The organism is Sulfurifustis variabilis, from assembly GCF_002355415.1.
Taxonomy (GTDB): domain Bacteria; phylum Pseudomonadota; class Gammaproteobacteria; order Acidiferrobacterales; family Sulfurifustaceae; genus Sulfurifustis; species Sulfurifustis variabilis.
The window spans coordinates 1211075-1228234 of the sequence record NZ_AP014936.1; the positions used below are offsets into that span (position 1 = coordinate 1211075).

Annotated in this window: 25 protein-coding genes; 22 read left to right on the forward strand and 3 right to left on the reverse strand. The window is 61.8% G+C overall.

Going from position 1 to position 17160, the window contains the following annotated elements:
* Positions 1–79 precede the first annotated feature (79 nt).
* From SVA_RS05860 to SVA_RS05895, 10 genes are all read left to right on the forward strand, one after another.
* Positions 80–871 carry an SRPBCC family protein gene (locus tag SVA_RS05860; RefSeq protein WP_096460156.1) on the forward strand — a complete coding sequence of 264 codons (792 nt, stop codon included), beginning with the start codon at positions 80–82 and terminating at the stop codon, positions 869–871.
* 148 nt (positions 872–1019) lie between these two features.
* The gene (locus SVA_RS05865) at positions 1020–1541 is read left to right on the forward strand and encodes an SRPBCC family protein (RefSeq protein WP_096460159.1); all 522 of its coding nucleotides are present in this window, start codon (positions 1020–1022) and stop codon (positions 1539–1541) included.
* 108 nt (positions 1542–1649) lie between these two features.
* Positions 1650–1991: a TusE/DsrC/DsvC family sulfur relay protein gene (locus SVA_RS05870; protein WP_096460162.1), complete on the forward strand. Its 342-nt coding sequence runs from the start codon at positions 1650–1652 to the stop codon at positions 1989–1991.
* Between the two features lie 215 nt (positions 1992–2206).
* The gene (locus SVA_RS05875) at positions 2207–2440 is read left to right on the forward strand and encodes a hypothetical protein (protein WP_096460165.1); all 234 of its coding nucleotides are present in this window, start codon (positions 2207–2209) and stop codon (positions 2438–2440) included.
* Positions 2441–2529: 89 nt separating this feature from the next.
* Positions 2530–3075: a DUF488 domain-containing protein gene (locus SVA_RS05880; RefSeq protein WP_096460168.1), complete on the forward strand. Its 546-nt coding sequence runs from the start codon at positions 2530–2532 to the stop codon at positions 3073–3075.
* A gap of 70 nt (positions 3076–3145) precedes the next feature.
* Positions 3146–3901, forward strand: coding sequence for a DUF5677 domain-containing protein (locus SVA_RS05885; protein WP_096460171.1), 756 nt, complete (start codon positions 3146–3148; stop codon positions 3899–3901).
* A gap of 231 nt (positions 3902–4132) precedes the next feature.
* Positions 4133–4534 carry a hypothetical protein gene (locus tag SVA_RS19365; protein WP_148665393.1) on the forward strand — a complete coding sequence of 134 codons (402 nt, stop codon included), beginning with the start codon at positions 4133–4135 and terminating at the stop codon, positions 4532–4534.
* 3 nt (positions 4535–4537) lie between these two features.
* A complete protein-coding gene (locus SVA_RS05890; protein ID WP_096460174.1) occupies positions 4538–5551 on the forward strand; it encodes a serine/threonine-protein kinase in 1014 nt (337 codons plus the stop codon).
* A 76-nt stretch (positions 5552–5627) separates the two neighbouring features.
* A complete protein-coding gene (locus SVA_RS19370) occupies positions 5628–5936 on the forward strand; it encodes a hypothetical protein (protein WP_148665394.1) in 309 nt (102 codons plus the stop codon).
* A 259-nt stretch (positions 5937–6195) separates the two neighbouring features.
* Positions 6196–6642 (forward strand): hypothetical protein, encoded by a 447-nt coding sequence (locus SVA_RS05895; protein WP_096460177.1) that lies wholly within the window; start codon positions 6196–6198, stop codon positions 6640–6642.
* Between the two features lie 345 nt (positions 6643–6987).
* Here the strand turns inward: SVA_RS05895 and SVA_RS05900 are convergent, their stop codons facing one another.
* Positions 6988–8142 carry an IS3 family transposase gene (locus SVA_RS05900; RefSeq protein WP_096460180.1) on the reverse strand — a complete coding sequence of 385 codons (1155 nt, stop codon included), beginning with the start codon at positions 8140–8142 and terminating at the stop codon, positions 6988–6990.
* A gap of 191 nt (positions 8143–8333) precedes the next feature.
* On the opposite strand from SVA_RS05900, the gene SVA_RS19375 reads away from it, so the two are divergent.
* Both SVA_RS19375 and SVA_RS05905 read left to right on the forward strand, forming a co-directional pair.
* A complete protein-coding gene (locus tag SVA_RS19375; RefSeq protein ID WP_148665395.1) occupies positions 8334–8684 on the forward strand; it encodes a hypothetical protein in 351 nt (116 codons plus the stop codon).
* Between the two features lie 150 nt (positions 8685–8834).
* The gene (locus tag SVA_RS05905) at positions 8835–9137 is read left to right on the forward strand and encodes a tetratricopeptide repeat protein (protein ID WP_096460183.1); all 303 of its coding nucleotides are present in this window, start codon (positions 8835–8837) and stop codon (positions 9135–9137) included.
* Positions 9138–9193: 56 nt separating this feature from the next.
* Here SVA_RS05905 and SVA_RS19380 read toward each other — a convergent pair whose 3' ends face one another.
* Positions 9194–9655 carry a hypothetical protein gene (locus SVA_RS19380; RefSeq protein WP_148665396.1) on the reverse strand — a complete coding sequence of 154 codons (462 nt, stop codon included), beginning with the start codon at positions 9653–9655 and terminating at the stop codon, positions 9194–9196.
* A gap of 9 nt (positions 9656–9664) precedes the next feature.
* Between SVA_RS19380 and SVA_RS19385 the strand changes: the two genes are divergently transcribed.
* The 7 genes from SVA_RS19385 (at position 9665) to SVA_RS20395 (ending at position 14059) form a co-directional block, all read left to right on the forward strand.
* Positions 9665–10213, forward strand: a complete 549-nt coding sequence (locus tag SVA_RS19385) for a DUF4124 domain-containing protein (RefSeq protein WP_148665397.1) — start codon at positions 9665–9667, stop codon at positions 10211–10213.
* A gap of 454 nt (positions 10214–10667) precedes the next feature.
* Positions 10668–11207 carry a hypothetical protein gene (locus tag SVA_RS05910; RefSeq protein ID WP_148665398.1) on the forward strand — a complete coding sequence of 180 codons (540 nt, stop codon included), beginning with the start codon at positions 10668–10670 and terminating at the stop codon, positions 11205–11207.
* Positions 11208–11240: 33 nt separating this feature from the next.
* Positions 11241–12008, forward strand: coding sequence for a hypothetical protein (locus SVA_RS05915; protein WP_096460189.1), 768 nt, complete (start codon positions 11241–11243; stop codon positions 12006–12008).
* Positions 12009–12026: 18 nt separating this feature from the next.
* Positions 12027–12698, forward strand: a complete 672-nt coding sequence (locus SVA_RS05920; RefSeq protein ID WP_096460192.1) for a hypothetical protein — start codon at positions 12027–12029, stop codon at positions 12696–12698.
* A 33-nt stretch (positions 12699–12731) separates the two neighbouring features.
* The gene (locus SVA_RS05925; protein WP_096460195.1) at positions 12732–13088 is read left to right on the forward strand and encodes a nuclear transport factor 2 family protein; all 357 of its coding nucleotides are present in this window, start codon (positions 12732–12734) and stop codon (positions 13086–13088) included.
* Between the two features lie 96 nt (positions 13089–13184).
* Entirely contained in the window at positions 13185–13679 is a 495-nt protein-coding gene (locus tag SVA_RS05930) for a GNAT family N-acetyltransferase (RefSeq protein WP_096460198.1), read from the forward strand.
* Between the two features lie 119 nt (positions 13680–13798).
* Entirely contained in the window at positions 13799–14059 is a 261-nt protein-coding gene (locus SVA_RS20395; RefSeq protein ID WP_096460201.1) for a DUF1272 domain-containing protein, read from the forward strand.
* Positions 14060–14067: 8 nt separating this feature from the next.
* Here the strand turns inward: SVA_RS20395 and gcvA are convergent, their stop codons facing one another.
* Positions 14068–14997, reverse strand: a complete 930-nt coding sequence (gene gcvA / locus SVA_RS05940; RefSeq protein WP_096460204.1) for a transcriptional regulator GcvA — start codon at positions 14995–14997, stop codon at positions 14068–14070.
* Positions 14998–15157: 160 nt separating this feature from the next.
* Between gcvA and SVA_RS05945 the strand changes: the two genes are divergently transcribed.
* The 3 genes from SVA_RS05945 to SVA_RS05955 all read left to right on the forward strand — a co-directional run bounded on the left by SVA_RS05945 (position 15158) and on the right by SVA_RS05955 (position 17112).
* A complete protein-coding gene (locus SVA_RS05945; protein WP_096460206.1) occupies positions 15158–15391 on the forward strand; it encodes a hypothetical protein in 234 nt (77 codons plus the stop codon).
* Entirely contained in the window at positions 15379–15780 is a 402-nt protein-coding gene (locus tag SVA_RS05950) for a tautomerase family protein (RefSeq protein ID WP_096460209.1), read from the forward strand. Before SVA_RS05945 ends, SVA_RS05950 begins: the two co-directional genes overlap by 13 nt.
* 393 nt (positions 15781–16173) lie before the next feature.
* A complete protein-coding gene (locus SVA_RS05955; RefSeq protein WP_096460211.1) occupies positions 16174–17112 on the forward strand; it encodes a class I SAM-dependent methyltransferase in 939 nt (312 codons plus the stop codon).
* Positions 17113–17160: the final 48 nt, after the last annotated feature.

Sequence of the window (17160 nt, forward strand, 5' to 3'; positions counted from 1 at the left end):
CTTCTATTTAGCGCCGCGCGTGCGTGCTAGGCTCGACGCGCGGGCGTCCCGTCCATCCCATGCAGCAAGGAGAGCGAACATGCGGCAAGAAACGAACCCTTCCGGTCAGCAACTCGCCTCGGACAGCGCGTTGAGCGCGATCTCGAAGCGATACACGCAGAACGTCGGCAACACGGAGCGCGCCGTCACGGGCGCGGCCGGCGGTGCGCTCGCCTTGTGGGGCCTGCGCCGCGGCGGGCTCCTCGGCGTGCTTTCGCTGTTCGCGGGGGCGGGGCTCGCGGCGCGGGCGGCCTCGGGTTACTGCCCGGCCTACGCGCGCATGGAGCCGACGGAGGCGGAGCGCGAGGCCGCGGAACGCTACGGCTGGAAGACGGCGGCGGTCGCCGACGAGCGCGTCACCGTCGCGCGGCCGCGCGAGGAGGTCTACCGCTTCTGGCGCGACTTCTCGAACCTGCCGCGGTTCATGTCCCACGTCGAGCGCCTCACGATACTGTCGAACGACCGGTCGCACTGGGTGGCGCGCGGCCCGATGGGGCGCAACGTGGAGTGGGACTCCATCGTGACCGAGGAAAAGCCGAACGAGCGGATCGCCTGGCGGTCGGCGGAGGGCGCCGACGTGCGCAATGCCGGGTTCGTGGAGTTTCGCGACGCGGCGAGCGGCGGCACGGAGATCCGCGCCTACATCGCCTACGAGCCGCCCGCGGGCCAGCTCGGCCGTCTGATCGCGAAGCTCTGGGGCGAAGAGCCGTCCGTCCAGGCCCGCGACGACCTGCAACGGCTGAAGCAGCTCCTCGAGTCCGAGCAGATCGCGACGACGCCGGCGGCCGCGACCCGGCCCGCCGGACAGCGCCCCTCGCCGATGTCGCCGTGACGGTCGCGCGGGGAGGGCGCGGCGCCGGGTCGCGAGGCCCGGCGCCGGGGTGCGTCGCGCGCCCGTCGGCCGGTAGTCCCATTCCCCGTTGGCTGTTTAGCGGCCGCTTCTGCTGCTAGGCTGGCTGGGCAGGTCCCCGCGGTTACGCATGTCGCGCTTCTCACTCGTCACGCACTGGCACCTCGACGCGCCGATCGATCGCGTCTGGGACGCGATCTTCCACGCGGAGGAGTGGCCGCGCTGGTGGAAGTACGTCGAGCGCGTCGACGACATCGCCGCCGGATCGCCGAGCGGCATCGGCGCGATCCGCCGCTTCAAGTGGAAGACGGCGCTGCTCTACACGCTCACCTTCGACCTGCGCGCGACCCTCATCGAGCCGCCGTACGCGATCAAGGGCACCGCGAGCGGCGAGGTGGAGGGCGTCGGCGTGTGGCGCCTCACCGCGCGCGACGGCCTCACCCGCGTGCGCCACGAGTGGGACGTGCGCCCGACCAAGGCCTGGATGACCGCGCTCGCGCCCGTCGCCGCGCCGGCGTTTCGCTGGAACCACGTCCACGTCATGCGCGCCGGCGGCCTCGCCCTCGCGCGCCGCCTGGGCGCCCGCCTGTGCCTCGCCGAAACCCGGGGCCGCTCGCCGCACGCCCGCCGGCTCAAGACCGAGAAGCGCTAAAAATAAAACCGGCAATCGCGGGGTCTTTGTGGCGGCCGCGATTTAGATCAATTATGTTTCTCTGCACCATTTTGGTTCATCGCATCATCAGCAGAAGGAGGTAATAGGGTGGCGCTTCAAGTGAACGACAAGGTGCTCGATACCGACGAAGAAGGCTTCCTGCTCGACCCGTCCGAGTGGGACCTCGACGTCGCGCGGATCATCGCCGAGGGCGAGAACCTCGACATGACCAGCGAGCGCTGGGAGGTGGTCAACTTCGTGCGCGAGCACTTCGACGAGCGCGGGACCGTCCCCGAGGCCCGCCACGTCCTCAAGCTCCTCGAGCAGAAGTTCGGCAAGGAAAAGGCCACCCGGAAGTTTCTCCAGGATCTCTTTCCCTACGGCTACGGCCAGCAGGCCTGCAAGATCGCCGGCATGCGCAAGCCCCGCAAGCTCATGCTCGACGTGTAACGCGAATAGCTGAATACCCGATCGCCTTTCACAACCTCTCCCTCCCCCCTCGCGGGGGAGGGATGGGGAGAGGGCAACTAGTTTGAATCGATTCCCACCAACTCCCCCTCTCCCGCTCGCGGGAGAGGGATGGGGTGAGGGTCTTAGTACCATTCCCCGATGCACCGCCGGCCCGTCGGGCCTAGGATGACCGGTGAACTAACAAGGAGGTCGACATGGCAACCTGCGAAGTCTGCGGCAACGACTACGACAAGTCCTTTCAGGTCATGATGAGCGGCGCGAACCATACCTTCGACTCGTTCGAGTGCGCGATCCACGCCCTGGCCCCGCGCTGCGCCCACTGCGGCTGCAAGATCGTCGGCCACGGCGTCGAGAAGAGCGGCACCTTCTACTGCTGCGCGCACTGCGCCGAGCACGAGGGCGTCAAAGGCCTGCACGATCGCGTATAAGGAAAGTGGGGTACGTAAGGGAACAAGTTGAGTAGATTTCCGCCGACCCCCCTCTCCCCCTCGCGGGAGAGGGACGGGGAGAGGGGTAGATGATCGTCTGGACCATCGGCCACTCCACCCGAACGGCCGACGAGTTCCTCGACATACTCCGCGCCCACGGCATCCGGCGGCTCGTCGACGTCCGGCGCTTCCCCGGCTCGCGGCGCCACCCGCAGTTCGGCCGCGAGGCCCTGGCCAGCCTGCTGAAGGAGGCGGGGATCGATTACCTCTGGCTCCCCGAGCTCGGCGGCCGGCGCAACCCCCGTCCCGACTCCCCGAACACCGCCTGGCGGAACAGCTCCTTTCGGGGCTACGCCGACTATATGGAGACGCCGGCCTTCGAGGCCGCCATGTCCCGGCTGATCGCCGCCGCGCGGGAGCGTCCGACCGCCATCATGTGCGCCGAAGCGCTCTGGTGGCGCTGCCACCGGGCGCTCATAAGCGATTACTTAAAAGTAAGAAATTCCGACATCCTGCACATCACCGACGCCAGCCACGCCACCCCGCATCCCTATACCTCCGCCGCCCGGGTCGTGGACGGCCGCCTGTCCTATGCCGCCGAAGCCCCGGGGCATGACGCGGGCACGCTTCTGTAGGAGAATCGAAGCCGGGTGCACGCCGGCCAGCCGGCCGGGCAGAACACAAATAAGAGCGATAACGCCTGCCATGAACGATTCCGTCGTACGTCTGGAGGACGTGTTCCGGCGCGTTCTCGAAGAAAGCCGCAAGCTCCGCTTCGACCGCAGTAACCCGCAGCAGGTCTACGCCGCCTGCATGCACGCCGCGATCCTTGCCCAGTTCTCCGCCACCCTCACGCTGTTGAAGGAGGGCAGAAACGACCCGGTCCCCGGCATACTCCGCGACCTGCTCGAGACCTACGCCGATCTCGTCAACCTCTGTCGCTGTCCCGAGTACGTCGTCCGTCTGCAGACCGCCTACCTCGCGAAGCAGGGCCGTGTGCTGCGCCTCGCCGAGAAGCTGAGCCTCACGAACCCCGCCGTGCGCCGCCTCGCCGGCGACCTCGCGCTCCGCGAGGCGTACGAAAAGACCGCCCACCGCCTTGCCGAGTACGAACGCTTCGGCCTCGGCGTGCTTCCCATCCGCGACCGCTTCGAACGCGCGGGCCTCGCCGCGCTCCACGACTCCGTCTACGCGACCCTCGCCATCTTCTCCACGCACAACCTCACCGACCTTCCATCCCGTTTCCTCGAAGACAAGGAAGGACACCAGCAGATCGCCGTCTTGAAGCCCTGGCAAAGCGAACTGCTCGAAGGATTCCTGCACACGCTCGCCGGCGTGATCGTCGACGCGTATCGCCGCGTCACGCGGTTGTCGCCGAAGCCGGAGGCCGATGGCCTGCATCAGGTGGCGCAGGCGCTGAGGGAGTATGTGAGTGGGATAGGGGGGAGGAAGGCGGCTTAAGAAACCGTGGAACAGCGATCGCCAGAGTAGCGCGCAGCCTATCCTGTTCCCCCTTGAACGAAGGAAGCGGACCCAAGCCGTTGTATGCTTGAAGGGATCACCCAAATGCTACCCGGCCGTACGCAATGTTTTGCCGCATTTAGGCGGCCTATATCTAGTTGGACCTAAACACAGGGAACCAGTATGCGAGTTTTAGGGCTCCACTTGCTAACAGGACAGCTACGCTTCAGCGTGCTTGAGGGAACAAAAACCCAACCATTATTGAAGGACAAGGGACGGCTTGTAACGACCGATCCAGAAGATGTTCCAGCTTTGATGGACTGGTATGACAGCCAGTTCCGCCAGCTGATTAATAGTCACAACCCGGACAAGCTGTCATATCGCCTGACACTCGATCCCAAGAAGGATCAGCTCTTTTGTTCAGAGTTCCCGCTGGGTATCTTGAATCTCATTGCCCACCAGAAGTCATTGCCGATAAGTAATTACACGTCCAGATCGTTCACCCCCTCACGACTGGGTCTCCCCAAAAACGCGGATATCTACGCCCACTGCGATTCAGTTTTTGGTGAACATCCACCTTACTGGGATAAGAATCAGAAGAACTCACTCTTGGTCGCTTGGTTCGAGCTTTGATCTATGACGCACCCGACCTCAATCGACAAATATCAGATCATCAAGCCTCTCGGCAGCGGACATTTCGGTCAGGTCTACCACGCATTTGATCGGGCGCTCAAGGCAGAAAAGGCAATCAAGGTACTCAAAACCACAGATCCCAACACCTTTCTTGAAAGTCTTAAAGAGGCGCAGATTCTTAATCGATGCAATCACAAACATATTGTTGCAATCAACGAGGCAAATATTTTTCGAGTCGACAAAGAGCTAAGAGTGGTTCTCGACCTTGAGTATGTACCAGAAGGCTCTCTGGAGGCGGCGTTGGAGACTCGTTGGCTTTCGATACGCGACGCCATTTCTTATCTTCGCGGAGCACTTGTCGGGCTTGAGCACGCCCATTCCGAAGGCTTCCTTCATCGTGATATTAAGCCTGGGAATATCCTGCTTGCGCCAAATACACCAAAGCTGTCGGATTTCGGTCTCGCAACGCAGCCCGGTCCCGCGGCATATGGCTCTGCTCAGGGGTATACCACGCACTTGCCTCCCGAGTTTTTCACTGACCGAACCACATCACAACTCACCGACATTTTCGCCGCCGGCATCACGCTCTTTCGAGCGGTCTCTAATATTGCGGACTGGCGCGCAGTGCTATCAGCGATACCAAATAGTCGGCGCCATGTAGAGCGTGGCACACTAATTCAGAGCATTGGTTTTGAGTCTTACATTCCGTCAGCTGTTCAGCGAATTATCCGAAAGGCGTGTTCACCGAATCCAGACAACCGGTACCAAACTGCCAGCGCATTTCGACAGCAACTCGATCGGCTGCGGTTTGCTATTGATTGGGTGCGGAACAATGACTTGGAATGGATAGGCGCCATCGGTAGTGATGCCTTTGAAGCAAGTGTTGATGATTCTAAGAATCTGCTTACCGTAAAAAGGAACGGGCGCCGAGTTACTGAGCAATGTAGATCATTTCCGACACTCTCTGAGGCGTTGAAGGCGTTGCATGAGTATGTTGCAGAAACCACACTCAGCTAGGTCCAACAACGGGTTCCAGTCGACGTCGGCGCTAACGCGCCGCCGCGCCTGAACCCGAGCGTTAGGCTAAAACAAAATGGCGCAGAAGGACGGCGGTGGCACTATTGCAGTGATCGTCGGGGTGGCGCTGGCAGCTGTCCTGCTCAAGACATGCCAGGACGACCCCGCAATGCGGGGGCACGTGATACGTGCGGCAAGAAGCGGCATGAATAGCTTCGCAGGACTTGTCGGCGTGATTCTGGTCCTGTTTGGTGGTGGTGGCGCTATTTTGCTATTGAAAGAGGCGATTAGCGGTGGGAGTCCTTTTGATGAATGGGCTTGGCGTTTTGCCATAGCTGTAGGGGTTGGTCTCTTTGGTCTCTGGGTCATCAGTCATGTTTCATAATACCGGGCACGAAATGCGGGAGGTACAGTGTGAGCCAAGTTACGAAAGTCACAACGCCTCGTCAGGCTAAGAAGATGCTAAAAGCGATCTCACAACGCCTCCTTCTAGGACCTTCTGAGCAGATAGAGGCTCTTCGACAACACTGCCTTCGAATTATTGAGCAACGAGCGGAGCCGACACCACCGATCGAGATCAAAGAACAGGTAGAAGAAACGCGCAAGTCGAAATCCTAACCTTGGGACGCGAGAGAGATCGGTTAATGGCGACTTCGCAAAACAATGCAGTCGAGCAGTTGTACCAACACAACATTGAGCTATACACCGTCATGGCCAGAGCGCAGGGTGTGCCGCGGGAAGCGAAAGACTGGATTTTCGGGAACGCCATGGCGAACACGCTGTTCGACATCAATCAAAAGATAAAACCAGTGGGTTTGTTTGGCACACTTGCGGGCAAGGTCACAGACTTGAAGGAACAGTTCCTAATCGAGGTCGTTCCATTCGCCCACATGCCCGATGCCGTTCGGGACAAAGTCTTCGTGGATTACTGTCGGTGGTCCCGATTTGATGACTCGAGCGTGGATATCAGCTTCTTAGCTAGCGCCATAGACAGTGTTCTGGCGGAAATGGATCCACGACATATGAGTTCTCTGGTTGCAGATGCCGAGAGGTACAACTTTAAGTGGCTTGAGATATCGGCGGCAGGATAGGCCGCCTAACTTTGTCTTTCAGCGGACGGGCGTCGCCCGCCGCTGAAGACGGCGTTATGCGGCAGGGAGATAGTTTTGGCCATATCTGAGAAATTGTGTTGGGAAGTGCTAAGGATGGCCGAAGGCCAGTCCGTATCGAGCGTGTGGCTCAAGGGCGAGCATTCGAAAGAACCTCCACTCCAGAACGCAGTCCCTCTTTTTGAGCTTGAGCGTCAGCTTGTGCTCCGGTACTCGAAGAACCAAATTGAAGACAGTCTCTATTTTCTGGAAAAACGCGGCTACCTTATACGGCACGAGAGACTGCAAGGGTCAGGTTGAGGTAGTGCCCTCCCCATAGACGGTCGGTTAAGCCACTACACGACTGTCTTCATACCGCACCGGCGATACATAGTCGAGCGTTTGGTGCAGTCGCTCGCGGTTATAGAACAACTCGATGTAGTCGAAAATGGCGCGTCTCGCCTCGTCGCGGGTTTCGAACGAGCGGTGCCAAGTCAGCTCGTTCTTCAAGTTGCTGAAGAAGCTCTCGACGACCGCGTTGTCGTAGCAGTCGCCCTTACGGCTCATGCTTTGGATCATGCCGTGCGCCTTGAGCAGATCGCGGTAGGCGGTGGCCAGGTAGAGCTGACCGCGGTCTGAGTGATGAATGAGCCCGGGCGCCGGCCGGCGTTGCTCGATTGCCATGGCAAGCGCCTCCACCACAATCGGCAGGTTGATGCGTCGATGCATCGCCCAACCCACGACACGACGTGAGTAGAGATCGATCACGACCGCCACATAAAGCCAGCCTTCCCGCGTGGGGACGAACGTGATATCGGTCGCCCAGACGCAATCGGGCGCGTTGGCCGCGAAGTTACGATCGAGGAGATTCGGTGCCGGGGGTTCGCTATGGCGAGCGCGGTAGGCCTGCTTAAAGCGACGGCGCCGCTTGGCCTCGATGCCGTGGACCCGCCGTAGGCGCGCCACCCGCTTGAGCCCGCAGTCGATGCCCTCGGCGTGCAGGGCCTCGAGGGTCTTGACCGCCCCGTAGTTCTCGCGCGACGTGGCGTGGATATGCCGGATGCGATGGAGCAGATCGGTGTTGCGGCGCGCACGCTCGCTCGGTGTCCGCGACCGGGCGGCATAGTAGCCACAGCGCGAGACGCCCAGGGCGCGGCACAGCGCGGCCACGGTGTACGCGCCTTGGTTATCGGCAATGAACCGGTGCTTCAACGACTGTTTCGCGAAGTAGGTGGCCGCTTTTTTTAAAATCTCGTTCTCTTCCTTGAGGCGCGCGATCTCGCGCTTGAGCGCTGCGACCTCGGCGTCTGTCCCGCGCTGGCGTCCGTGGCCGGGGAACACGCCATCGCTCCTCTTGGCGAGGAGCTGTTCGCGCCACTTATAGAGGCGGTTGCGTGGAATCCCGAGCTCGCGGGCAAGATCGGCGGGTTTCTTCTCGCCGCTATCGAGCAGCCGGATCGCTTCGAGCTTGAACTCCCGGGTGAAGGTCTTTCGTTTTGTCATCGGACACTCCTTTGGGCATTATGTGCCTAGCTGAGTGTCTACGGGGAGGGTGGTACCTCAGGTCTTGCTTTTTGCCTCCAACCTGCGGCGAACGGGTGAAGCGGGGAATGGGAAGGGGTCAGGTCTTGCAGTGACACGTTCAAGTCGCAATCGTTGGCGCTGTTGAAAATAGATTTATCTTTGCGGAGATCATGAGCGCCATGTTTCGACGCTTGGCAGGTCGATTCCTGCTGTTGGTGTATGCCTGGTCCCTTCCTGTCGTTGCGGACGAGCGTTTTTCGGATCGGCCAATTTACGGACTTTCCGTATCGTGGGGGCTTCAGGGGCCGGACGAATCGCGCCCTACTTTTGCGATGTTTGTCATGGATAGGAAGGATTTCGACCTGGTCGAGCGATTGCGAGTACCGTTAAACGGGCTTCGCCATCCGGACAGGAGCAATCTCAGCTGTGCTCCTGATGGCTGCTCTCCCGCCATTCTCGGGATCTTCGCGCTCGGCACCTGGGCACTGGTTGAATTGCACGATGAATTACAAGAGGAATGACGCGTTAAGGCGACCGATTTATTTTCCGGGAAGGCTGGCGCACAAGAATGATCACGAAAATGATCTGTCTGGTGGATCATTCGGCTGTTAAGGGGAAACTATGAATAAGCCTTTTCGTCTCTCGTGGTTGCTCGCATCGACAACATACCGATGTACGGCCAGCCCGAGATTCCCCGACCTGATTTTCTGAAGAAAGCTGATGAGGATTTCATTAAACAGGCCACTTCAGGTTTCGGCAGTCGCGAAGCCGCTAGCAAAGCCTGGTTTGCGCAAGCAGAGAGATTCATGAATCAGGGAAACCTCGATTACGCCATGAGGCGCTACAACCAGTCTTGGTTGCTCAATCCGAACAACTATCAGCCGTATTGGGGTTTCGGTCGAGTGATGTTGGAGCGGAACAAGATGCATGAAGCCATCCAGCATCTCGAGAAGGCCATTCAACTGTGCTCGTAACCCGCTGTAGCCGGTGAGAATCGGAGCCAGCCGAAGAATAGTAAACCTAAGCGGCCCTACAACTTAAATCGAGCGGACGCGTGAAACGGCGTTGCGTCGCTCACAAAAACGTAAGGGAGCGGAAACAGTTGAGGTTCTTTCTCATTGCCTTCGGTATTGCTGTAGCTACCTCGGCATATGCCGGCAGTAACCCACTGCCGTCCGAAGTGGAAACCTTCATTCAAGACCGTGATGCCTGCGATCATTTCCGGGGCGAGCCGCACGAAGGCAACAGCCCCGAACAGATAGAACGAAGAGCGTTCATCTTCGAGAGCCTCGAGATCTACTGTCCAGGTACCGATCGACGTCTGGCAGCATTGAAGAAAAGATACAAAAACAATACCGAAGTCCTGAAGCGCCTGAACTACTATGAAGAAAGGGTCGAAGGAAATGTTTGTCCCTAATCCGCCGCTCAACCAGAACGCCCCGGCACGGCGCGCCGGTTGGCAGCGTTGGGCGTGGCAGTCACGCTTGAGCAAGGAGGTAGGGTGAAAAAGACGATAGCAGTACTGCTCGTGGTTTTGGCGTCGATGCCAACCGCAGGTTGGGCGGTCTACGTGTGTGCCGACGATAGAGGAAAGACTTCGGTTCAGGATCGTCCATGCCCGGAGAAAAAGGCATCGACGACGAACCTTCCCCTCGGCGCGCGTGAATTGTCTGACCGGAATTCCATCGAGACCGTAAATCGCTTTTACAAAGCCATGTCGGAACGCGATCCGACGGCGGCGTCTCGCTTCCTGGCGGATACATTCACATCCGAAGTGCGACGCCGCAACCAGCCGACGGTCAATGACGACAAGGCTTCTTTGACAGAGGGCTTGCATCAGGTGCTCTCAGCGGCGAAGAGCTACAACGCAAAAACAGCATGCCGTGTCGCCAACAGGTCCCCCGCAGCTTACTCGCTCTCCTGTCATGTGGACGAGCACGGAATCGTGATGAATCAATCCCACAGGACCGTTTCCAATCAGGCGGTGACGGTGGTATTGGACGGTGGTTTCGTGAAAATCGGCAGAATTATTTCTGAAGAACTTGAATAGGTCACTCATCTCTCGGATTCAAAGGCAATGCGGGCAGGATGCGTGAAAATGAGGACGAGAGGAGAGAGCGCTCTAACAACCGGTTCCAAGCGGCGTCGTCGCTGACCCGCCGCCGGGCCTGAATCGAAACCGGTAGTCAACGAGCGCGCGCAGATGGCTTCGCGAGTGACGGTGACGCGATGGTTGTTCATGGTGGGTTTCGTGCTGAGCTTCGCACTTGCTCTCGTCGTGCACGGAGCGGGTGGCCCATGGTATGGATTGGCGGTGCTTGGTCTTATGGCCCTCGGAGCGGCGTATCTGGCCATGTTTGCATCCGATGAGCTATTGCTACGGGTAGACGGGTGGATTGCCGCCTTACTGCGCTGGTCACCGTGATAAGACTCATGTCTCGGGCATGAAAGGCTCGAAGCGCGGTGACGCGCGAAGCGGTATCTGAAAATGGGGAGGAACGAAAATGAGATACGCCAGGTTCGCTGCAGCGCTCGGGATTGCCGTCTGCTGTGGCGGTGCAGTGCAGGCAGGCGACAGCAAAGATCTCTCGTGTCACGGGCTCAGGCTGGGCATGAGCGAAGCCGCGCTGAGCGAGGACTTTCCGGAGTTCAAATGCGAAGCGGACGGCTCGAACCCGGAGTTGCGGCGATGCAAAGGAAAGTTCGACCCGACGAAGAGCCCCGGCCCCTTTCAGAAACTGCGGGGCAGTCATGTCGAAAGCCTTCTCACGTTTCGCGGCGGCAAGCTGGTGAATATCCATATTCCCTTCTACTCCGCGCTGTTCGAGCCGGGTTCCCTGTTTTTCGTCCAGTACTACGGGCAACCGAAGATGACGCAGGGCCTGATCAAGAACGGCCAAGGAACGGAACGCGAGAACACGACGCTGATCTGGACGCGAGGCAACGAGTCGATCATCTATTGGAAGATCGACGAGGACCGATTCATGAACGGGAACGACGACACCAGCAGCAGGATTCTCTTTGTTCTGAAGGAGGACACCTAGGATGTCACGCAAGGAACGAAGGAATCCCGGCGCATGAGGAAGCCGATACTGCTGCTCCTGCTTCCGCTGCTCGTGAGTTGCAGCTACGAGGACATGCTGCAGAAACTGCTTCCGAAGGAGGAGTCGGCTTTCGCGCAGAGTTACCTGGAGAACGTGCGGGCGAAGCGGTTCGACGAAGTCAGGAAACGGCTCAGCACCGAACTGCTTACGCCCGATGTCGACTCGAAGCTGTCGGAAGTCGCGGGCTACTTCCCGGACGGTGACCTGATCGAAGTAAAGCCGATCGGCTCGAACGTGTTTACGACGCCGGACACGTGGAGAGCGAGCCTGACGTATCAATACCGGTTTACCAACGGCTGGGCCGTGGCGAACGTCGTCCTGGACAGGGAGAAGGAAGGCCTGGTCGTCAAGGGCATCAACGTCACGAGGCTCCAGCAATCGCTGGAAGAGTTCAACGCCTTCACGCTGAAAGACAAGACAGCCCTTCACTACCTTTTTCTGTCGCTCGTGGTGATCGTTCCGACATTCATTCTTTACACGCTGGTTTTGTGTATCAGAACGCCGATGAGCAAGAGGAAGTGGCCGTGGATCGTATTCATCCTGTTCGGCGTCGCGGGGTTCCACCTCGACTGGACCTCCGGGCAGACGGCGACGCACCTGCTCAGCGCCCATCTCTTCGGGGCCGCGGCGACGGCGGCAAGCCCCTATGCGCCCTGGATCCTCACCCTGTCCGTTCCCCTGGGCGCGATCGTCTTCCTGGTAAGGCGTCGATCTCTCGCGCAGCAAAGGACCGCCACGTAGGCGGAAAGGCGCGACTCGTTGCATCTCGTTCTGATCAAGCAGGCACTCAACGCTCGATTGGCGCTGCTCGTCGTTCTGGGCGCGCTCCTCCCCGGGTGCGTCACTGACCAAAGCCAGACGACCGCGCCATCTTATGTGCACACTACGGGCGCCGAGTTTGCTGACGGTGTCGTGCGCCCGCTAGTGGAGCTCATGGCTCTCGTTTCCGCGTTCTACGTTGCGGAAGGAAAGCCGCCCGAAGACCGGGACGCATTGGCCGCGTTCGCAGCGAAAACCGGCAAATCCATCGATGGCCAGCGTTTTCGGCGGCTGGAGTTCTCGGAGGTTGCGGATCGGCCGGTGGTGCGCGTCCTGGTGGAGTCGCCATCGTCGCTGAGCGACACGGGGCAAATCGTCACGTCCTGGAGGCTGTGGCTCGACAAGTCCCGGACGCGGGCGGATTCGGCCGCGTTTGCCGTCGATTCCGAGTCGCACATCTGCATAGAATGGGAACCGTCCGCTTTGGATTCGAAGAGAAAGTCGTTCCGGGAGCTTGTAATCGATCATCTCGCCAAGCGCCCGGTATCCCGACAGATCTGTCTCGGACCGTCGCGGCCACGGACAACGGGCGCGGACGAGCGGATAAAACAGAAGCTCGAGGAGAGGCTGGACGAGATTCGTCGCAGACAACCAGCGACCGGCCCGGACTGAGCGGAAAGAGACGATGGCGAGGAAGAGTCAACGATGATCGACAGGAAATTCGCCGAGGAGTTTGCGAGAGACTGGATCGCGTCCTGGAACAGCCACGACCTGAGCCGCATCCTTTCTCATTATTCGGATCGCTTCGAGATGTCCTCCCCGGTGATCGTGCAGATCGCGGGCGAGCCCTCCGGCACGCTCAGGGGAAAGGACGCGGTCGCTGCCTACTGGAAGAAGGCGCTGCAGCTCATTCCCGATCTCCGGTTCGAGCTGCTCTCGACCCTGATCGGCGTCGACAGCGTCACGCTTTATTACAAGGGGCCGCGCGGCCTGGCAGCGGAGGTATTTCATTTCGGCCCCGACCGGAAGGTCGAAAGGGCGTTTGCGCACTACGCACCGTGATGGCCCGGCTGTGGGCCGTGAACGGACCGATCGGCTCCTTCGTTTCCGCCTCGCCGTCCTGACGGGTCCGATCCACGCGCGCGGCGACCCGAACGCATGCTGACCCACCGTCCCGCAGAAGAAAGAGACCTCGCGACGATCTGCCGCTTTCCGCAGAGCGAGGACGAGCTTTTCTTCATGTTTCCGAAGGCGTCGTATCCACTGACGCCCGAGCAGTTGCGGGACGCCATCGCCCAGCGGTCGGACGCCACCGTGGTCGAGCTCGATGGGGAGGCGGTCGCTTTCGCCGACTGCTACCGTCGGGAGCCTGGCGGGCCGCTGTTCATCGGAAACGCGATCGTCTCGCCGGCGGCGCGGGGGCGCGGTGTGGGCCGCTACCTGATCGAGACCATGATCGAGCTGGCTTTTTCGAGGCATGGAGCCGCCGAGGTCCACGTGTCGTGCTTCAACGGCAACGCCGCCGGCCTGCTGCTGTATGCGAGGCTGGGATTCCGTCCTTACGCCGAGGAGGAGCGGCAAGACCGGAGCGGCAACCGTGTTGCGCTCATTCATATGCAGCGGATAAGAATAAAGGAACGTGAATCGCGGTAATGGCGCCGCAATGGCGCAAGATACCCGAAGCCGCATCGTGAGGTGGTAGTGTTAGACGTTGCCGTTTGCCTCCCAGGGGTCGTCGGTGAGATAGGCGGTAACCGGAAAGGAGAAGAACGATGCTTCAGCTGCGCCCGAATTGCGAGTGTTGCGACGCCGATCTGCCGCCGGAGTCCGCGGAGGCGCGGATCTGTTCGTTCGAATGCACGTTCTGCGCGAGGTGCGCCGATACGATCCTGCGCGGGAAGTGCCCGAACTGCGGCGGCGAGCTCGTTCCCCGGCCGCGTCGACCGGCCGGGAAGCTGGCCACGCATCCTGCCTCCACGGAGCGCGTTCACAAGCCGGCGGGCTGTAAGAGGGCGGCCGGTGTGCCGACGTAGATATCGCGTCAGTTCGATTGCCCTGTCCCGAAGTCGCGCGATCCCGCCTCGCCCGGTCTGGCCGCCTCCGCGAGCAACCACTCCTTGAAGACGACGATATTGGGGTTGTCCTTCCGGTCTTCGGGATAGACGAGGTAGTACGCGTACTCGCTCGGCAGCGCGATATCGAACGGCGCGACGAGCCGCTTGCTCTTCAGGTGGTCGGCGATGAGCGCCCGGTCCGCGATCGCGACGCCGTGGCCGGCGATCGCGGCTTCGAGCGCGAGCGGGGTGGTGTGGAACTTGGGGCCGCGCTGGTCGTCGATGCCCGTCACGCCGGCCGCCTTGAGCCAGACGCGCCACTCCCCGAGGCGGAACATCACGTGCAGCAGCGTGGCCTGGCGCAGGTCCTCCGGCTTGCGCAATCGCCCTCGGCCGATCCGGTACTGCGGGCTCGCGACCGGAACCAGCTCCTCCGCGAACAGGCGGTGGGCGCACACGCCCGGCCAGCGGCCGCCGCCGTAGCGCACGGCGGCGTCGACGTCCGATTTCGCGAAATCGACGAGCTCGATCGACGTCGTCTGGCGCACCTCCAGCTCGGGGTGCTGAAGCTGAAAGCCCGCGAGCCGCGGCGCCAGCCACGGCGTCGCGAAGGACGGCGCGACGCTGAGCGTGAGCACGCCGCCCGGGCGCGGGACATGCAGGCGCTCGGTCGCCGCCGCGATCAGCGCCAGCCCTTCGCGTACCGCCCGCAGATAGCTTTCCCCTTCGCTCGTCAGCCGCACCTGCCGGCCGTCGCGCCGAAAGAGCGCGACGCCGAGGAACTTCTCGAGCGCGCGTATGCGGTGGCTGATGGCCGAGGCCGTGACGTGCAGCTCGCTTGCCGCGCGCAGGAAGCTCGAGTGGCGCGCGGCGGACTCGAAGGCGTGGAGCGTCTGGAGCGGCGGCAGGCGGCGCATCGGTCTCCCGGAATGATGAATGCGTTTCATCTCTGCGTTGAGAAACGATCGTTTGTCCCCGACGCAGCGAGAAGCTAGTTTCCCGCGAAGGAATCGGACGGCGCAACCGCAGTCGGGCGCCGATTCGGGGATCGCGTAACGGGTGACGGAGGCAGAAGCCATGAGAAACGGCATCGACAGCAGCGCGCCGGGATGGGCGCTGACACCGAGCGGGGACCTGGATCACGCTGCCATCGAGCAGCGCGCCCGCGCGCTGCGCCGGGCGGCGCTGCGCGGATGGCTCGCGGCGGTCGCGGCGCGCGCGCACGAGGTCCTGTCGACGAGGGCACGGTCGAAAACAGCCGCGAGCGGTCGGCAGGTCCGGTGCGGGGAGGGGGCGGGATGCCATACCTGAACCTCAGGCTCGCCGCTCGACCCTCTGACGCGCTGGCCAAAGCGGCCGCGCAGGCCCTGAACGCGGCGACCGCCGGGATACTCGGCAAGAGGCCCGAGGTCACTTCCGTGCTGGTCGAATTCGTGCCGGAGGCCCAATGGTTCGTCGGAGGCGAAGCGGCGGAGGCGGGCGGATTCGCGACCTTCCATCTCGACATCAAGATCACGGCCGGGACGAACACCAAGGACGAGAAGGCGGCGTACCTGCGCGAAATCTTCCGAAAGATGGAAACGCTGCTCGGCAACGTTCACCCGGCGAGCTACGTCGTGCTCCACGAGCTGCCCGCCGATGCCTGGGGCTATGGCGGCGAGACGCAGGAGTACCGGTACGTGAAGGGCAAACCGGCCTAGGTCCGTCTGCCCGCCGCTGAGTCTTGTCCCCGGACATCGCCGAGTACCCGGGTTCCGGCAAGTTCCGCGTGCTGGCCGAGCTTCCGCCGGCAAGGCCGGGATGTTCCGCGTCGTCGGCCGCGAGGAGCGGTGCGGCGGCGACCGGGAAGGCGAGTGATCCGCCCCCGCGGTGGACGGCGCACCCGTCGCGCGCCGCGCCGAGGCGCTGGCACGACAGCAGCGCAAAGCGCACGGATCGGGCCTTTTGCGCCATTGCCCTGTGCTAAAATTCGGCCCGAGCTCTCTCCCGCATACTGACGCCCTCATGCGGGAGCGCACCACACCTTCCGGCTCGCACCGCAGCGGCTCCGCGCTGCGGCAACGCACAGGCCAAAAGAAAAGGGGAGACGCCCAATGCAAAGCAGCTTCGCCGCCATCAACACGTCCAAGGCGAACTTCGCCGACATCTACACGCGCGAGGATCCCCGAGCCTACTTTTCCGTGCTGGGCTCGCTCGACTACATGATCCCGGATCTCGCCGAGCCCGTGTTGCGCCAGCTGCTGTCCGCGCGCAGCCAGCGCTACGGGGGCGATCAGACGGTGCTCGACGTCGGCTGCTCTTACGGCATCAACGCGGCGGTGCACCGCTTCCCGCTGAGCTTTCGCGCCCTGCGCGACCGCTACGCGCGGCACGAGATGACGGCGCTGAGCCCGGGAGAGCTCGCGCGGCTCGACCGCAATTTCTACTCCGGCTGGCCCGACATCGGGCTCGCACGGTTCGTCGGGCTCGACGTGTCCGAGCCCGCGATACGGTACGCGCGCAACGTCGGCCTGATCGACTTCGGCATCACCGCCGATCTCGAGCATACCGCGATCACGGAGGAGCACGCGCGCGTCGCGCGGCGCGCCGACGTCGTCCTCTCCACGGGGTGCGTGGGCTACGTGACGGACAGGACGTACACCCAGCTCCTGCAGGCGATGGACCGTCCGCCGTGGGTCGTCTCGTTCGTGCTGCGCATGTTTCCGTTCGACCGGCTCGGCGGGGCGCTGGAGCGCTTCGGGCTCGTGACGGAGCGGCTCGCCAGCGCCACGTTCGTGCAGCGCCGCTTCCGCGACGTCCAGGAGTTCACGTCCACCCTCGACGTGCTGGGTAAGCTCGGTATCGACGCTTCCGGTTTCGAATCGGAGGGCACGTTCCACGCGGATCTCTACGTCTCCCGCCCCGAAGCCGACGTGCGCGCGGCGCCGCTGGACGACATCATCACCATCACCAGCGGCCGTAATCGTCCGGTCGGCACGCGCTACGTCCAGGTCGAAACGGGCGAAGGGCTGCAGATCGCGCTCGAGCCCTGACGTCCATAACGAAGCGGTGATTGCGTCTCGTCGCCCGTTCGGGAATCA

Excerpts from the sequence above, each read along its gene's own strand:
- SVA_RS05860 (WP_096460156.1), top strand. The coding sequence starts at position 80 with ATGCGGCAAGAAACGAACCCTTCCGGTCAGCAACTCGCCTCGGACAGC.
- SVA_RS05865 (WP_096460159.1), top strand. The coding sequence starts at position 1,020 with ATGTCGCGCTTCTCACTCGTCACGCACTGGCACCTCGACGCGCCGATC.
- SVA_RS05875 (WP_096460165.1), top strand. The coding sequence starts at position 2,207 with ATGGCAACCTGCGAAGTCTGCGGCAACGACTACGACAAGTCCTTTCAG.
- SVA_RS05880 (WP_096460168.1), top strand. The coding sequence starts at position 2,530 with ATGATCGTCTGGACCATCGGCCACTCCACCCGAACGGCCGACGAGTTC.
- SVA_RS05885 (WP_096460171.1), top strand. The coding sequence starts at position 3,146 with ATGAACGATTCCGTCGTACGTCTGGAGGACGTGTTCCGGCGCGTTCTC.
- SVA_RS05890 (WP_096460174.1), top strand. The coding sequence starts at position 4,538 with ATGACGCACCCGACCTCAATCGACAAATATCAGATCATCAAGCCTCTC.
- SVA_RS19370 (WP_148665394.1), top strand. The coding sequence starts at position 5,628 with ATGGCGCAGAAGGACGGCGGTGGCACTATTGCAGTGATCGTCGGGGTG.
- SVA_RS05895 (WP_096460177.1), top strand. The coding sequence starts at position 6,196 with ATGGCGACTTCGCAAAACAATGCAGTCGAGCAGTTGTACCAACACAAC.
- SVA_RS05900 (WP_096460180.1), bottom strand. The coding sequence starts at position 8,142 with ATGACAAAACGAAAGACCTTCACCCGGGAGTTCAAGCTCGAAGCGATC.
- SVA_RS19375 (WP_148665395.1), top strand. The coding sequence starts at position 8,334 with ATGAGCGCCATGTTTCGACGCTTGGCAGGTCGATTCCTGCTGTTGGTG.
- SVA_RS05905 (WP_096460183.1), top strand. The coding sequence starts at position 8,835 with ATGTACGGCCAGCCCGAGATTCCCCGACCTGATTTTCTGAAGAAAGCT.
- SVA_RS05910 (WP_148665398.1), top strand. The coding sequence starts at position 10,668 with ATGAGATACGCCAGGTTCGCTGCAGCGCTCGGGATTGCCGTCTGCTGT.
- SVA_RS05915 (WP_096460189.1), top strand. The coding sequence starts at position 11,241 with ATGAGGAAGCCGATACTGCTGCTCCTGCTTCCGCTGCTCGTGAGTTGC.
- SVA_RS05925 (WP_096460195.1), top strand. The coding sequence starts at position 12,732 with ATGATCGACAGGAAATTCGCCGAGGAGTTTGCGAGAGACTGGATCGCG.
- SVA_RS05930 (WP_096460198.1), top strand. The coding sequence starts at position 13,185 with ATGCTGACCCACCGTCCCGCAGAAGAAAGAGACCTCGCGACGATCTGC.
- SVA_RS20395 (WP_096460201.1), top strand. The coding sequence starts at position 13,799 with ATGCTTCAGCTGCGCCCGAATTGCGAGTGTTGCGACGCCGATCTGCCG.
- gcvA (WP_096460204.1), bottom strand. The coding sequence starts at position 14,997 with ATGCGCCGCCTGCCGCCGCTCCAGACGCTCCACGCCTTCGAGTCCGCC.
- SVA_RS05945 (WP_096460206.1), top strand. The coding sequence starts at position 15,158 with ATGAGAAACGGCATCGACAGCAGCGCGCCGGGATGGGCGCTGACACCG.
- SVA_RS05950 (WP_096460209.1), top strand. The coding sequence starts at position 15,379 with ATGCCATACCTGAACCTCAGGCTCGCCGCTCGACCCTCTGACGCGCTG.
- SVA_RS05955 (WP_096460211.1), top strand. The coding sequence starts at position 16,174 with ATGCAAAGCAGCTTCGCCGCCATCAACACGTCCAAGGCGAACTTCGCC.